The sequence below is a fragment of the Nodularia sp. LEGE 04288 genome (assembly GCF_963896525.1).
In the GTDB taxonomy this organism is placed as follows: domain Bacteria; phylum Cyanobacteriota; class Cyanobacteriia; order Cyanobacteriales; family Nostocaceae; genus Nodularia.
The window spans coordinates 48,593-62,467 of the sequence record NZ_CAWQOY010000160.1; the positions used below are offsets into that span (position 1 = coordinate 48,593).

Annotated in this window: 13 protein-coding genes; 5 read left to right on the forward strand and 8 right to left on the reverse strand. The window is 42.9% G+C overall.

The window, feature by feature from the left end; genetic code table 11:
- The first annotated feature begins 71 nt into the window (after nucleotides 1-71).
- Nucleotides 72-1,154, forward strand: a complete 1,083-nt coding sequence (locus AACX33_RS23425; RefSeq protein WP_193997910.1) for a class I fructose-bisphosphate aldolase — start codon at nucleotides 72-74, stop codon at nucleotides 1,152-1,154.
- A 147-nt stretch (nucleotides 1,155-1,301) separates the two neighbouring features.
- Nucleotides 1,302-1,631: a hypothetical protein gene (locus AACX33_RS23430; protein WP_193997909.1), complete on the forward strand. Its 330-nt coding sequence runs from the start codon at nucleotides 1,302-1,304 to the stop codon at nucleotides 1,629-1,631.
- 586 nt (nucleotides 1,632-2,217) lie between these two features.
- On the opposite strand, the gene AACX33_RS23435 is transcribed toward AACX33_RS23430, so the two are convergent.
- The 6 genes from AACX33_RS23435 to carA form a co-directional block, all read right to left on the reverse strand.
- The gene (locus AACX33_RS23435; protein ID WP_193997908.1) at nucleotides 2,218-3,396 is read right to left on the reverse strand and encodes an RNA-guided endonuclease TnpB family protein; all 1,179 of its coding nucleotides are present in this window, start codon (nucleotides 3,394-3,396) and stop codon (nucleotides 2,218-2,220) included.
- A 769-nt stretch (nucleotides 3,397-4,165) separates the two neighbouring features.
- On the reverse strand, nucleotides 4,166-4,468 hold the full coding sequence (locus AACX33_RS23440; RefSeq protein WP_193997907.1) for a DUF1816 domain-containing protein: 303 nt from the start codon (nucleotides 4,466-4,468) through the stop codon (nucleotides 4,166-4,168).
- Nucleotides 4,469-4,567: 99 nt separating this feature from the next.
- Nucleotides 4,568-5,536 (reverse strand): 23S rRNA (guanosine(2251)-2'-O)-methyltransferase RlmB, encoded by a 969-nt coding sequence (gene rlmB, locus AACX33_RS23445; protein WP_193997906.1) that lies wholly within the window; start codon nucleotides 5,534-5,536, stop codon nucleotides 4,568-4,570.
- A 94-nt stretch (nucleotides 5,537-5,630) separates the two neighbouring features.
- On the reverse strand, nucleotides 5,631-6,113 hold the full coding sequence (locus tag AACX33_RS23450) for a ribonuclease III domain-containing protein (RefSeq protein WP_193997905.1): 483 nt from the start codon (nucleotides 6,111-6,113) through the stop codon (nucleotides 5,631-5,633).
- A 422-nt stretch (nucleotides 6,114-6,535) separates the two neighbouring features.
- The gene (locus AACX33_RS23455) at nucleotides 6,536-6,931 is read right to left on the reverse strand and encodes an STAS domain-containing protein (RefSeq protein WP_193997904.1); all 396 of its coding nucleotides are present in this window, start codon (nucleotides 6,929-6,931) and stop codon (nucleotides 6,536-6,538) included.
- Between the two features lie 108 nt (nucleotides 6,932-7,039).
- Nucleotides 7,040-8,206, reverse strand: coding sequence for a glutamine-hydrolyzing carbamoyl-phosphate synthase small subunit (gene carA, locus AACX33_RS23460; RefSeq protein ID WP_193997903.1), 1,167 nt, complete (start codon nucleotides 8,204-8,206; stop codon nucleotides 7,040-7,042).
- A 322-nt stretch (nucleotides 8,207-8,528) separates the two neighbouring features.
- Between carA and AACX33_RS23465 the strand changes: the two genes are divergently transcribed.
- Entirely contained in the window at nucleotides 8,529-9,578 is a 1,050-nt protein-coding gene (locus AACX33_RS23465; protein ID WP_193997902.1) for a retropepsin-like aspartic protease family protein, read from the forward strand.
- On the opposite strand, the gene trpD is transcribed toward AACX33_RS23465, so the two are convergent.
- Both trpD and AACX33_RS23475 read right to left on the reverse strand, forming a co-directional pair.
- Nucleotides 9,508-10,569 carry an anthranilate phosphoribosyltransferase gene (gene trpD, locus AACX33_RS23470; RefSeq protein WP_193997901.1) on the reverse strand — a complete coding sequence of 354 codons (1,062 nt, stop codon included), beginning with the start codon at nucleotides 10,567-10,569 and terminating at the stop codon, nucleotides 9,508-9,510. The two genes, AACX33_RS23465 and trpD, sit on opposite strands and share 71 nt — an antisense overlap.
- A 475-nt stretch (nucleotides 10,570-11,044) precedes the next feature.
- Nucleotides 11,045-11,311, reverse strand: coding sequence for a DUF7219 family protein (locus AACX33_RS23475; protein WP_193997900.1), 267 nt, complete (start codon nucleotides 11,309-11,311; stop codon nucleotides 11,045-11,047).
- A gap of 397 nt (nucleotides 11,312-11,708) precedes the next feature.
- Between AACX33_RS23475 and AACX33_RS23480 the strand changes: the two genes are divergently transcribed.
- Together AACX33_RS23480 and AACX33_RS23485 are read left to right on the forward strand one after the other, a co-directional pair.
- Nucleotides 11,709-12,521, forward strand: a complete 813-nt coding sequence (locus AACX33_RS23480; RefSeq protein ID WP_193997899.1) for a carbon-nitrogen hydrolase family protein — start codon at nucleotides 11,709-11,711, stop codon at nucleotides 12,519-12,521.
- A gap of 115 nt (nucleotides 12,522-12,636) precedes the next feature.
- Nucleotides 12,637-13,869, forward strand: a complete 1,233-nt coding sequence (locus tag AACX33_RS23485) for a PQQ-dependent sugar dehydrogenase (protein ID WP_193997898.1) — start codon at nucleotides 12,637-12,639, stop codon at nucleotides 13,867-13,869.
- Nucleotides 13,870-13,875 lie beyond the last annotated feature (6 nt).

Sequence of the window (13,875 nt, forward strand, 5' to 3'; positions counted from 1 at the left end):
TATCTTGGCAGTTGTTATAATTGTGAATTAGTAATTATTTTTGTCATTGCCTGAAGTTAGAGGAAAATTCAATGACTACAACAGTTTTAGAAGCTAATTCTATCCAGTCTTTGTTAGGTAAAGAGGCAGAAAACCTACTTACATACAAAGCAAAAGTTTCTCAGAATTTACTACATTTACCAGGCCCAGATTTTATAGATCGAGTTTGGATAAATAGCGATCGCCATCCTCAAGTTTTGCGTAATCTCCAGCAACTTTACTCTCATGGTCGGCTGGCAAATACTGGTTATTTATCTATCTTACCAGTAGACCAAGGAATTGAACACTCAGCTGGTGCATCTTTTGCGCCTAATCCGATTTATTTTGATCCCGAAAATATTGTCAGATTGGCAATAGCCGGAGGTTGTAATGCTGTGGCGACAACTTTAGGTGTATTAGGTAGTGTTGCGCGTAAATATGCCCATAAAATCCCCTTCATCGCCAAAATCAATCACAACGAACTGCTAACTTTTCCCAATCAATATGACCAGATATTGTTTGCTGATGTAGAACAAGCTTGGAACTTGGGTGCAGTGGCGGTAGGCGCGACAATTTACTTTGGTTCAGAACAATCTGCTAGGCAGATTCAGGAAGTTAGCCAAGCTTTTAAACACGCCCATGAACTGGGTTTAGTAACAATTCTTTGGTGCTATCTGCGTAATAACGCTTTTAAACAAGAACAAGATTATCATGTTGCGGCTGACCTTACAGGGCAGGCAAATCATTTGGGTGTGACGATTGAAGCGGACATCATTAAACAAAAGTTACCTGAATGTAATCATGGTTACGGTGCAGTAGCTAAAGCGACTAACAAAAGTTACGGCAAAACTGATGAACGAGTTTACACAGAATTGACCAGTGATCACCCGATTGATTTAACTCGTTATCAAGTCCTTAATTGCTACTGTGGACGTGCGGGGCTAATTAATTCTGGTGGTGCTTCTGGTAAAGATGACCTTGCGGAAGTTGTGCGGACATCTGTGATTAATAAACGGGCTGGCGGTACTGGTTTAATTTCCGGGCGGAAGACTTTCCAGCGTCCCTTTGACGAAGGGGTGAAACTATTTCATGCCATTCAGGATGTTTACTTGTCTCCAGATGTGACTATAGCTTAAAAAGTGTGGGCAGTGTGCGGAAACAACTAATGGCTAATGAGCAATACTTTTTATATATACGTAACCAGCCTGGGGGAAGACGTTAACTAACTAAAAAGTTTCCTAACATTCAGACATTTGTTAAAGAGTTAGGAGATGGTTTTGCTTATGTTGAAAGCCCAGCAAATATTTACTCAATTGTGCCGCAAACTTACTCTAGTATTCCTTGCTAGTTTAGTTTGGTTTGTCACCTTTCCTACTACTTCAGTTCAGGCGGATGGTTACTATTCGGAGAGAAATCATCAGGGAGCAATAACTAAACCCTATTATATCTCTAAGGAACGTCAAATAGTAGTACAAGAAGAGCCTGCTAAACCTTACTATTCTACAAAAGAAAGAAAGAAGGAAAGAGTTATTATCCAGACACCAGAAATAGTCAATGGGCAAAAAGTAATTCCTAAAGACTTAGAAACTAGGAGTCGGCAAAAAAACCTCTAAGTATGTTGAAATAAGCTGGTGAATAATTAAGTAAAAAGTGCTTGAGGTCTAAGAAATGAGAGGCGTGATTTTTCACGTCTCTAAAATTTTTGAATTGCCGTTACACATCCTACATAATTGAAAATTTAGCTGATATAGCTGGGGAGTAGGGAGTGAGTTAAAACCCTTTTGGTGTCTAATTTTGATTATCTGTTGATGTCTTAACCTCCTTGGCGGTTGCTATAGTTAAATTTTCAAAAATAAAAGTAAAAAACCACGAATAAACTGATATGTATACCCCGTGGGAAAGCATTCGGTGTTTGAGAATGCGTCTACATTGACGTTTATCTGTGGTTATAAATAATAATTAGGATTCTTGCCATAACTCTATTTTAAATTTTCACTATACTCAGTCATATACCAAAAGACACAAATCCCTTCATTCAGATAAAAAGTTACATTTAGGAAATAATTTTTGTGAAAATTTCCCCCTTAGAACAACCCGATGGGAATATTAACCTGGGATATATAGCAAAAGTCAAAAGTTTATCGTGAACTTAGTCGTTCACGTAGTGTCTCGCAGAGAATATTGACATACTCACCGCCCTTAAAGTGCGGTGATTCTTGACGAATCACTGCAACTTGCTACCGGAGTAGTCTGATAGTCGCTCCTCGTCCGTTTAAGGTCGTGCCGATGCCCCATGCCGACCATTTCTATATTTTTAGAAGCATTTTCGTCCCTGTCGTGTTCAGCATTGCAATTTAAACACAGCACTGAACGGATAGAGAGATCCACTTTACCCCACCTATACCCACAACAAGAACAAGTCTGACTAGTGGGTTGCCATCGGCTAATGATCCTGAGATCACGGTTAAGTTTTTCAGCTTTAGCCTCGCAAAATACCCGGAATTCTCGCCATCCCTGTAAACTAATTGCTCTTGCAAGTTTACGATTTCTGACCATTCCTGACACGTTCAAATCTTCCAAAACAATTGCTTGGTTGTCGCTAACTACTTTAGTGGATAGTTTGTGTAGGAAATCTTTCCGAGTATCTGCAATTTGGTTATGCAGTTTAGCAATTTGAATTCGGGTTTTATTTCTACGCTTTGATTCCTTTTGCTGTCGGGCTAATTGGCGCTGCTTGCGACGAATTTGTTTATCCAATTTTGAGTAATCAGGGCTAACAAATTTATCACCATTACTCATTACAGCAAAAGTTTTTATCCCTAAGTCAATCCCGATACTTTGGCTCTTAGCATCGATTTGAATCGGTTCAACTTCTACTACAAAGCTCAAAAAATAGCGGTTACCACAGTCTTTTACGACAGTACAAGAAGTAGGTGCAGAAGGTAGTTGTCTAGACCAGATTGGCTTAAAGTTGCCGATTTTTGCCAGATACACCTCATTACCTTTGACTGAGAATCCGCCGATTCTAAAACGTGCAGATTGTTGGTTTGTCTTTTTCTTGAATTTTGGGCTACCAACTTTTTTGCCTTTGCGCTTACCCTTAAGGGAATCGAAAAAGTTTTTGTAAGCAACCCCTAAATCAGCCACCGATTGTTGCAACGGGATGTTGGAAACATCAGATAACCACGAACGTTCATCAGTCTTTTTAGCTTGGGTAATCACCAACTTTTGCAAGTCGTTGTTACTTGGCAGTTTCTCAGATTTTTTACAAATAGCCAAAGCATCATTCCAAACTACACGCACACAACCAAACAACTGAGCTAAAAGCTGTTGCTGTTGGTTTGTCGGGTAGAATCGGAACTTATATCTGGCTTTCACTATTTTTTCTTCAAAACTGCTACTATTGTATATCATATCAATATACAATACCATGAACAAAAGTGTATTTTTTCGATTAACCGAGGAAGAATTGGCGCATCTCGAAAGTTACTGCAAGGTGACTCAGAGAACTAAATCTGATGTACTTAGAAATTTGATTAGAAAATTGAAAACAAATAAAAAGCCGTCCTAGAAGGGCGGGGCTTGTATCCCATTATTTTCGGTCAAAATTGAAATGATCGCTGTGACTTGGTTTTGGTATTTTTTCATGTGCTAACCGCCAAGGCGCTTGCTATATCTCTGCAATAGGATAAATTACTTTAGGGACTTGCAAATAAAAAACACTCAACCACCTAATACCAATTGAATATAAAGATACATAAATAGAATTTAACTAGAAATCGAGTTCCCATCCTCGCTTGCACCGGAGGGGTTAGGGGTGGGGTCGAAATAATATGCAGCCTCACAAATCATTGGTATAACGCAAAAAACCTCTCAAACTCTCATAACTCTGTGTCCTCTGCGTCTCTGTGGTTTGTTTATTCGGATAATTTATTTCTAGGAAGTCCCTTATTTCCACTTTACCAAAGAAAAAAAGGATACAAGCCCCCGGATTAATCCGGGGGTTATTTAATTTTGAATTTTGAATTCGGAGCGTTCGCGTAGCGTCTCGTAGATAAGCGACGTGACAAATCCGGTTGTGAACAGCCCAATTTCTACCATAGTTCCCAAGCGCGGCCTGAGAACTATGGAAGCCTTTGAATTTAAATTATATCTGACCGCTAAAGGCAGGCTTTACTTTGCGGTCAATCCTTTCCCCCAAGTCTTCGGAAATTGTTAAAGTACCTGGTTTACAGCGCTTTACATTCACAAGTATTCCTTGCGCTCCTTCGATCTCCAAATCTTCTACGTAGCCTTTGAGTGCCACTTTGGCATCAGCAGAACTCAGAAATGGCCCGAAGTAGTAAGTACAACGGGGATTTTGCGTCACGATCTCCACCCACCAAGCTAAGCCCAGGTTGTGGAATGTGTTAATTAATGATTCCTTCAGGTTATTCCAAATCGTTTGCATGGTTGTAGCCGATTTATCAATGTGGTACTGGATATTAAAGGAAAGGATATGGTGTTGTTTTTTCTTTTACATTTCTTTATACTCTGTTACTGTCTTTTTTTAAAGAGGTTTTGGTAATTTATCTAGATACAAAGTGTTTGATGACCGTTGGCGATAGATTTCATAAAGCGCCATACCTGCCGCAACTGAGGCGTTGAGACTAGGGGTTTTGCCCAGGAGGGGTATGGAGACCAAGACATCGCAGGAACGCTGTGTGAGCATACTCAGCCCGTCGCCTTCGGAACCGATAACCAGAACAATCGGACCACTAAATTTAACTGTATGCAGGGGTTCGCTGCCGGTGCTGGCTGTACCATAGATCCAAAAGCCAGCTTCTTTCAATTCTTCTAAGGCGCGGCTGAGGTTAACTACTCTAGCCACAGAGAAGTTTTCTAAAGCACCTGCTGCCACTTTGATCACAGTAGAAGTGATCCCCGATGCTCTTCTTTGGGGAATCACCAATCCCTGAGCGCCGATGGCTTCAGCTGTGCGAATAATTGCGCCCAAATTGTGGGGATCAGTAATGCCATCAGCCACCACAATTACGGGATCAGTAATAGATTTGGCTTGTGCAATTAAATCAGGTAACTCAATGTAGTCATGGGGGGCTACTTGCGCCGCGATTCCTTGGTGATTAGCTCTATCGGTAATTTGGTCTAAACGTTTTGGCTCTACTTCATCAATGACTGTGCCATGTTCCTTCGCTTGCAGGAGTAAATGATGAAAGCGGTGGTCGTAACGCAGACGAGTAGTAATCCAGATGCGGTTCAATCCCCGTTCACCTTCCAAAGCACTCAAAACTGGATGGCGACCGTAAATGAGATCACTATCTTCTGGTGGTTTTGGCGCTGGAGATGGCTGGGGATCAATGCGATGTTGGTTTATCCCTCTGGAGACAGATTTTTTATCGCGATCGCCGACGCGAGGACTGCGAATGGAACTAGGAATAATCCGCTTGGTCTTCAATTTCAGGGGTTGCCCACGATTCGGTTCGCTAGGAGTCTGAATTTTCCTGGGTTTGCTTGTCATATAAGTTTTGGGTATAGTTTATTGGGTGGACGTTGTGATGTTTTGAATTTACTGAACCGCTATTGCTGAGTTTCCTATCTTGAGATTGAGTCACTCACTGTTTCTCTAGATGGAGTTTTTGTAACAATTCGGTTAAGCGTGGGAAATCGGTGAGGTAAAGGTAGCCAATTAAAGTTTCTAAACTTGTTGCCTGTTGATAAATTTTGGGGTCAACCCGCTTAGGTCGTCCTGATGCGGCATTACGGCCTCGACGGACTATTTCTAATTCGGCTAGACTCAAATGAGGAGTAAGCGATCGCAAATGAAGCGCTTGTGTTTCGGCTCTTACCTGTGCTACTACCAAACAGTGGTAGACTTTTGTCTGTTGCATTGGCAACAGATAGAACATCCTAACATACAATTCATAAATTGCATCACCTATATAGGCTAAAGCCAAAGGCGAAATTTGTTGTATTTGTGACGGAGAAATCTCTAGAGGTAATGTCCCGCTGGTAGCCAACAGTGCTTGATGCCAAGACAACTCCGGCGTAGGCGTTTCATCTTGTCCATCTAATAGCTCTTTTTCCTGTGATGTCACAAATTAATCATTCCTTAACGGGCTATAGTTAGCAGGCATCTTCAGAGAGCTTTAATTTATTTATTATTTCTGAAGCCACCCATGTTGGCACACCTAAGATAATCGAAATTCTCAAATATTATTTACTATTTTTAACCTTGTTGATTGGTACTTTATCTTGAGGAGTAATATATTGTATCAGATAATCAAGCTATTTTACACACTTGGACAGCGTTCAATATTCAATATTACCTCAACTCCAACGCACTGCACTATCCATAAATAATTGTCATCTGAACTTCCTCGCTTTCAGGGTTGAGATTGAGTAATTTTTAAACCTCTCTCGCCAGGAGAGAGGTTATTTGTCAGCGGTTCTAAAAATTAAGCTACCCAGATATAATTTCTCACAGTTGAGTGTATCTCTTTAGATAAAGCGATCAAGACTACTTGATGTTTGCTAAAGCTGCATCAACTGAAGTTTGCAGGGCGAGAAACTTTTCTAAGCGCACCAGCTTGACCGTTTGAGTGACGCGGGCATTTGTGACAATTTGCAAAGTACCGCCGGCAGTTTGAGCTTGTTTAGCTAGCTGCACCAGAGCGCCCAATCCGGAACTATCAACAAAGTCAATTTGTGAAAGATCCAGGATAATATGCTTTGGACCCTCATCAATTTTATTGCCAAGTATCTTGCGAAACGTCGGCTCAGAAAATGCGTCTAACAAACCTGTGAGGCGGAATAGCTGACAGTTATCCCGGGCTTCGCGAGTGCCTCTCAGGCTCACGGTTAGATTCAATGGCTCAGCAATAATTCCCTCCTCATGGTTAAAGCGAACGCTCAAGTATAGATGGTTTTAGCACAATTTGTCTACAATCTCCTGGGATAAGGGGAATAGGGGCATGGGTAGATCACGATTAATCGCTTTGATGCTGATTCCCCATCTCCTTTTTTAGCTGACTTCAGCAGTTTTAGATGACCGTGCTGTTCGCATTGTTTGGACAAATTGCTCAAATAAGTAGTCAGCATCGTGAGGGCCAGGACTAGCCTCTGGGTGATACTGAACAGAGAATATCGGCAGAGACTTATGACGTACCCCAGCAACTGTGCGATCGTTGAGGTTGAGGTGGCTCACTTCCACTAATCCGGTAGGTAATGAATCTGGGTCAATAGCAAAACTGTGGTTTTGGCTGGTAATTTCTATCTTCTGCTGTAGTCCGGCGGGCTGATTTAAACCACGATGACCAAATTTGAGTTTATAAGTTTCTGCCCCTAGTGCGTGACCTAAAATTTGGTGTCCCATACAAATACCGAATATGGGTTTTTGACTTTCCAGCAATGCTTTAGCAGTGGTAATGCCTTCAGTAACGGCGGCTGGGTCACCAGGGCCATTAGAAAGAAATATCCCATCTGGATTGTATTTGAGAATTTCCTCTGGTGGTGTATCTAGGGGGACAACGATGACTCGGCAACCGTGACTGGCTAGGCGACGCAAAATATTCCGTTTTACACCAAAGTCCAGGGCGACAACAGTAAAGGGTTCTCCCGAATTGACCACAGACTCCGAGTTGAATTCCCAAGCTGGAATTGTGGCCTCTGTCCATTCATACATGGTGGAGGTGGTGACTTGACGTGCCAAGTTTAAACCAGCCATGCTGGGCGCTGCTTGTACCAGTTCTAACAATTCCGCTTCATCGAGAATTGATGTGGAGATCCCACCGTTCATGGCTCCTAACGTGCGAATTTTCCGCGTGAGGGCGCGGGTATCAATGCCGTAGATCCCAGGTATTTGGTGCTGATTGAGGTAATCAGGCAGGGATTGTGTTGAGCGCCAGTTACTGGGTCGATGACAAATATTGCGAGCGATCGCACCGGCACACATCGGCCGATCTGATTCTTCGTCTTCCAGATTAATGCCAGTATTCCCTAATTCCGGATAGGTAAAAATGACAATCTGACCACAATAACTAGGGTCAGTCAGGACTTCTTGATATCCAGTCATGCCGGTGTTGAAGACCACTTCCCCGATTTTGGTTCCCGTTGCACCAAAAGACCAACCGTGATATGTGGTTCCATCGGCCAAGACAAGTAGAGCAGGTATTGAGTCAGACAGAGGCATAGGTGATTAAAACAAAAGAATGAGGTTTAAATATTAAACATAGGGCATAATCGCGGTTTCAAAGGAGGCAATTCCTTGATCCACACCCACGTTAGCGGAGGAGGGTGTTAGCCCAGTGTAGCAAAGCTTGACTTTGGGTATAGTGGAAGAGTCATTGTTGTGATTGTTGACCTGGATTTATTTAGCCGTCAGCAGTTAAGAGTTAATAGTCAGCAGTCTTTAGCCCCCAATTTAGCTAATACTGTCAAAATTAATTATCCCATGTGACACTCTACACTTGATAGATTTGCAGTCCCTTACGTATGTAAAATTGAAGTTAATTATGCTTCAGTCATTTTTATCTCGTGCAACCCTGATTTTTCTCTCCAGCACTCTCGCAGTTTTGGGTGTTGCCTGTAATGAAAAAAAAGACACTTCTGGGACTATTAGCAAGGAAATTTCTGTAGGAACTGACAATTTGGCACTGTCGCCTCCTGTTGAACTGCTCGCACCACCAGCGCAGCCAGCACCGAAAGCACTACCACCGTCAGAACCGGAAATAAATTTTTTTGAACTGGGTTTAAATAAAGCTGTGGGAGCCTGGAGCATCAGTCAATCGGCACAATCGCCAGATGATTGGAAATTGGTAGCGAGTCAGTACCAAGATGCGATCGCGCTCATGGAAAAAGTGCCGCAACAAAGCCCAGAATTTGCCACAGCCCAAGGTAAAATTTCCGAATACCGAGGCCAAGTCAAAACTGCCCGACAAAAAGCGACTCCTCTCTCCGTCCCCTCAGCACAGGCGGATAATCAGCGCATCGTAGTGGCTGTTCCCCAACCTCAAACTCAGCCCTCGATTCCGATCTTAACTCCCCCACTATCCCCAAAACAGCCATCAGTCAAACCCGTTGCGCCGAAATCAGCATTTCTCACCCCAGAAAAACCAGTATTTACTGCTCCTATCAAACGACGCATGGGTGGAACGCCAATTGTCGAAGTCACCTTCAACAACCAGCAGAAATTTGACATGATTATTGATACAGGAGCCAGTGGCACAGTCATCACCCAAGAAATGGCCAAAACCTTGGGAGTGGTACAAGTGGGAACAGTCAAGGCAAATACTGCCAGTGCCAGAACAGTAGAATTTCCCATTGGTTATGTTGATTCCATGGCCGTGGCTGGGGTGATGATCAATAAAGTAACAGTGGCGATCGCCGGGGCAGAACTAGAAACGGGATTATTAGGACACGACTTTTTTGGCAACTATGATGTCACCATTAGACGGGATGTTGTCGAATTTAGCCCGCAATCACGCTTAGAAGTTAATTCTGTAGAAACTGGACAAGTTGTGCCAATTTTTCCCATGCAGAACCACTCTGAAGAATTTCCCTAGACACACTGACACCTTGAGCATGGTCTAACAATGGAATGGCCCCCGCTACTTGCAGTGCCAAAGAAGCATTTAATGCCACAGCGTCCTGTTGTGCTTGAGTTCCCTTTCCTTGTAACACTGCCTTGAGAATCACGGCATTTTCTTGGACATCCCCACCCCGGAGTGCCGCAATGGGAGCAGAAGTTACACCCACTTCTTGGGGATTGAGAGTAGTTAACTGCACTGCACCCTCTGATAAAACTGCCAAATCAGTGATATCTCCTAACCCAGCCTCATCAAGTCTTTCTCGCCCATGCAAGACTATTGCTTTTTGTTTGCCCAAATTATGTAACGCTTGGGCAACAGTAGTTAAAAGTGTGGGAGTAAATAGCCCTACTACTTGCCCATTAGGATACAAAGGATTTACTAATGGCCCCAGTAAATTAAATACTGTTCGGACTTTGAGAGTCCGTCGCAAAGAACCAACAGCTTTGAGCGCCGGATGCCACCCAGGGGCAAACAAGAAAGTGATTCCTACCTCTTGTACTGCTGCTTGCACCTTTTCAGGGTCAGCACTCAGATTGACTCCCAATGCTTCCAAGACATCGGCGCTGCCTGTGAGACTGGAGGCGGAGCGATTGCCATGTTTAGCAACGGGTATACCATAAGCAGCCGCCACAAAAGCCACGGCTGTGGAAATATTAAAAGTTGACGACCCGTCGCCACCAGTACCACAGGTATCGATGAGAGTGGGAATTGGGGATTGAGTCGATTCTTGCCCAGTCCCCAGTCTTGATTGAGATTGTAATACTTCAGCCATTCCCGTCAATTCTTCGGCGGAAATGCCTTTAAAGTTGAGCGCTGTTAAAATTGCCCCCGATAACTCTGGGGGAACAGCTTCAGTTAACCACCCTTGCATCAACTCAGCAGCTTGAATGCGAGTCAATGATTGACTATCCATTAATTGTTGCAGGAGGAGATGCCAGTTACCAGAGATTGGGGAAGTTGTCATAGTATTACTTTCTTGTCGGTATAGCTCAGTTGAGGATAGGAGCTATCCTACCGAAAAATTGGAACCTAGCAGTCAAAAAAGAGGAAAGGGGCAGGGTGCAGGGTGCAGGGGAGAGGAGGAAAGGCAGGGGGACAATGCATGATTTAAACCAAATTTAGTTAAGAAAAGGTTATAAAGTACACAAATTTTAAGTAAAATAAAATAATTATCGGATCTCACTCATATAATTTCATTCTGAAAATGCAGAATTTATAGGAGCAATTTTGTATACCTCAAAGAGCGTTCAAGTCGGGGATAAAGTTTTGATACTACGTCCAGCATACGTAATTGGAAAAGTTGGCGTAGTTTGTGGATTCGAGTCAAACTCGGACAGTCAAGCTAGCAGGCGTTGCATTATTCAAATAGAATCGGAAAATATCGTGGTGTCACTCACCCCGGATGAGTTTCAGGGACTAAGCCCGGAATTTAAATAATTTTAGGGTGTTGTCGGTGGTTCTAGTTTGTTAGCAATGTTCAGTTGTTTTTTGCTGCGTTTCAACTGTTTCCACAGAATTTTAATTTTTTTATACGCTTGTTGGGGAGTCAGTTTCCCAGATGTTTCCAAATTGGAGATGTAGCCGACTCTTTGAGCAAATTCTTGGAGATTGGCATTAAATACTAAATGTTCTGGCTGAAATTGACCATAGTAACGACTGCGGGGGTAAATAAATTTGTTTTTATCTTCCTGATTCGGCTCTGCCATCAGTTAACACCCTATTAATTACTTTTTATGAATAATTCACTAATGTAACAACTGCCGTGACGAATGGTGTGCCAATTTGTCAAAAGTTTTTGTCTCTCAGCTGAACTTCTGTCTAATCGTTGCTGAATCGATGTCACTTTACCAGTTTGGGGTTGCATGAACTCGCGTCAGTGTACTTTTAGCTTTTTTGAATCGGAAAATTCTTCTCCAGGTTAAGCGATCGCACTTGCTCAGGTGTTATGAGTTAATGATGGAATAGTTGTTGTCAAATTTTGAATCGGAAAGAGAGAATATTAGCAAAAAGCTGACCCCATGCCCAAAAAGTTCCGTAGTTCTGCAACTAACGATATATTTTTAAAATCTAACCCAGACAAAATCACTGTTTTTTGTTGAATCTATGAAGTCTTATTTAGCCGCCGCTATTCAAATGACCAGTGTATCCAATGTACACAAAAATTTAGTCCAGGCAGAAGAACTAATTGACCTGGCTGTGCGTCGAGGTGCTGAATTAGTTGGGTTACCAGAAAATTTTTCTTTTATGGGAGAGGAGAAAGACAAACTCGCACAAGCAGCCGAGATTTATCGTGAATCTGCCCAATTTCTCAAAAAAATGGCGCAGCGCTACCAAATTACCATCTTGGGCGGCAGTTTTCCAGTTCCTGTAGAGAATACAGGCAAAGTTTATAACACTACAATCCTCATTGACCCCAGTGGTGAAGAACTCACCCGCTACTATAAAGTACATCTATTTGATGTTAATGTCCCCGACGGCAACACCTATCGAGAATCTAGCACCGTTGTAGCTGGTAAAGAACTCCCCGCAGTTTATTTCTCTGAACAACTCGGTAATATCGGACTTTCTGTTTGCTACGATGTCCGCTTTCCGGAATTGTACCGACATTTGTCAGACAAAGGAGCGGATATCATGTTTGTCCCGGCTGCTTTCACTGCCTTCACTGGCAAAGACCACTGGCAAGTATTATTACAAGCAAGAGCCATTGAAAATACTGCCTACGTGATCGCCCCGGCTCAAACTGGCAATAACTACGACCTGCGCCACACCCACGGTCACGCCGTGATTATTGACCCTTGGGGTGTAATTTTAGCTGATGCTGGTGAACAACCGGGAATTGCGATCGCCGAAATCAAACCTTCTCGCTTAGAACAAGTTCGCCGTCAAATGCCCTCCCTAGAACATCGAGTATTCTAAGTGCTGAGTAGAGACGTGATCCATCGCGTCTCTATCAAAGTGCAGGTAGTAACTTCAGCCGCGTCTGCATTCAAAAACTTTTGTTAAAATTTATAAAAAATAATTGCATTTCAACATGAAGCTGCCAAAAACTATCAAACTCTCGTTGATTAGTCTTAGCCTCATGGGGCTTGTATCTTGCAACGGTACACCAACCGAACCGATAAGTGCCAATGATAGAGAAGAAACCACATCACCAGTTAATGCCACAGATGTGTCTTCAGAAACTCCAGCCTGTAAATTTGTCGCAGACGGTGTTGGTTCTCCCGGAAAGGTGAAAGTACGAGCTGAGGAAGTAGTCACAGGTTTAGAGGTTCCTTGGGGAATTGCCTTTTTACCGAATAACAAAATGCTGGTGACGGAAAGACCAGGGCGGGTGAGACTGGTAGAGAATGGAGAATTAAAGCCGCCTGTTGCTAATCTCAAGATTACAGCCTCCGGTGAGGGTGGGTTGCTGGGAATTGCGGCACACCCAGATTTTGCCACTAACCGATTTTTTTATTTATACTACACCACCGATAAAAATGGCTCGCCAGTCAACCGAGTTGAACGTTGGCAATTATCCTCAGATGGATTGACTGCATCATCAGAGCGAATGATTATTGATGATATTCCAGCTGCTCTTTATCATAATGGCGGTCGTTTGCGCTTTGGCCCCGATGGAATGCTTTATATTGGGACTGGTGATGCTAGAGAACCGCAAATTTCCCAAAATGTTGATAGTTTAGCGGGTAAAATTCTGCGCTTAACTCCAGAGGGAGAAATTCCCCCAGATAATCCCTTTCCAGATAATCCCGTTTTCATTACTGGTATTCGCAACACCCAAGGTTTTGATTGGTACAATCCATCGACGTTGTTTGTGACAGACCACGGCCCTAGTGGAGAATTAGGCAGAAGAGGTGAAGACAAAGTTTCTGTACTCCAAGCTGGTGAGAATATGGGCTGGCCGGCTGTGGAAAACTGTGAAGCTGAAAAACAATTCGTGCGTCCCTCACTGGTTTGGCGTGAAGCTGCACCTCCAGGCGGAGCGGCAATTTATACTGGAGATTCTATTCCAGAGTGGAAAGGTAATTTAATTATTGGTACTTTGGGTTCCCGACATCTGCATAGAGTTGTATTTGACTCAGCTAACCCTAGACAAGTGCAAACTCATGAAGTTTACTTTCAGGGAAATTCCCCAGATGGTTTTGGGCGAATTAGGGATGTGATTATGGGTAAAGATGGTGAGTTATACATCACTACCAGTAATTGTGATGGTCGTGGTAATTGTCCCCAAGGTCAGGATAAAATTATCCGCATCACTCAATAAAATTGC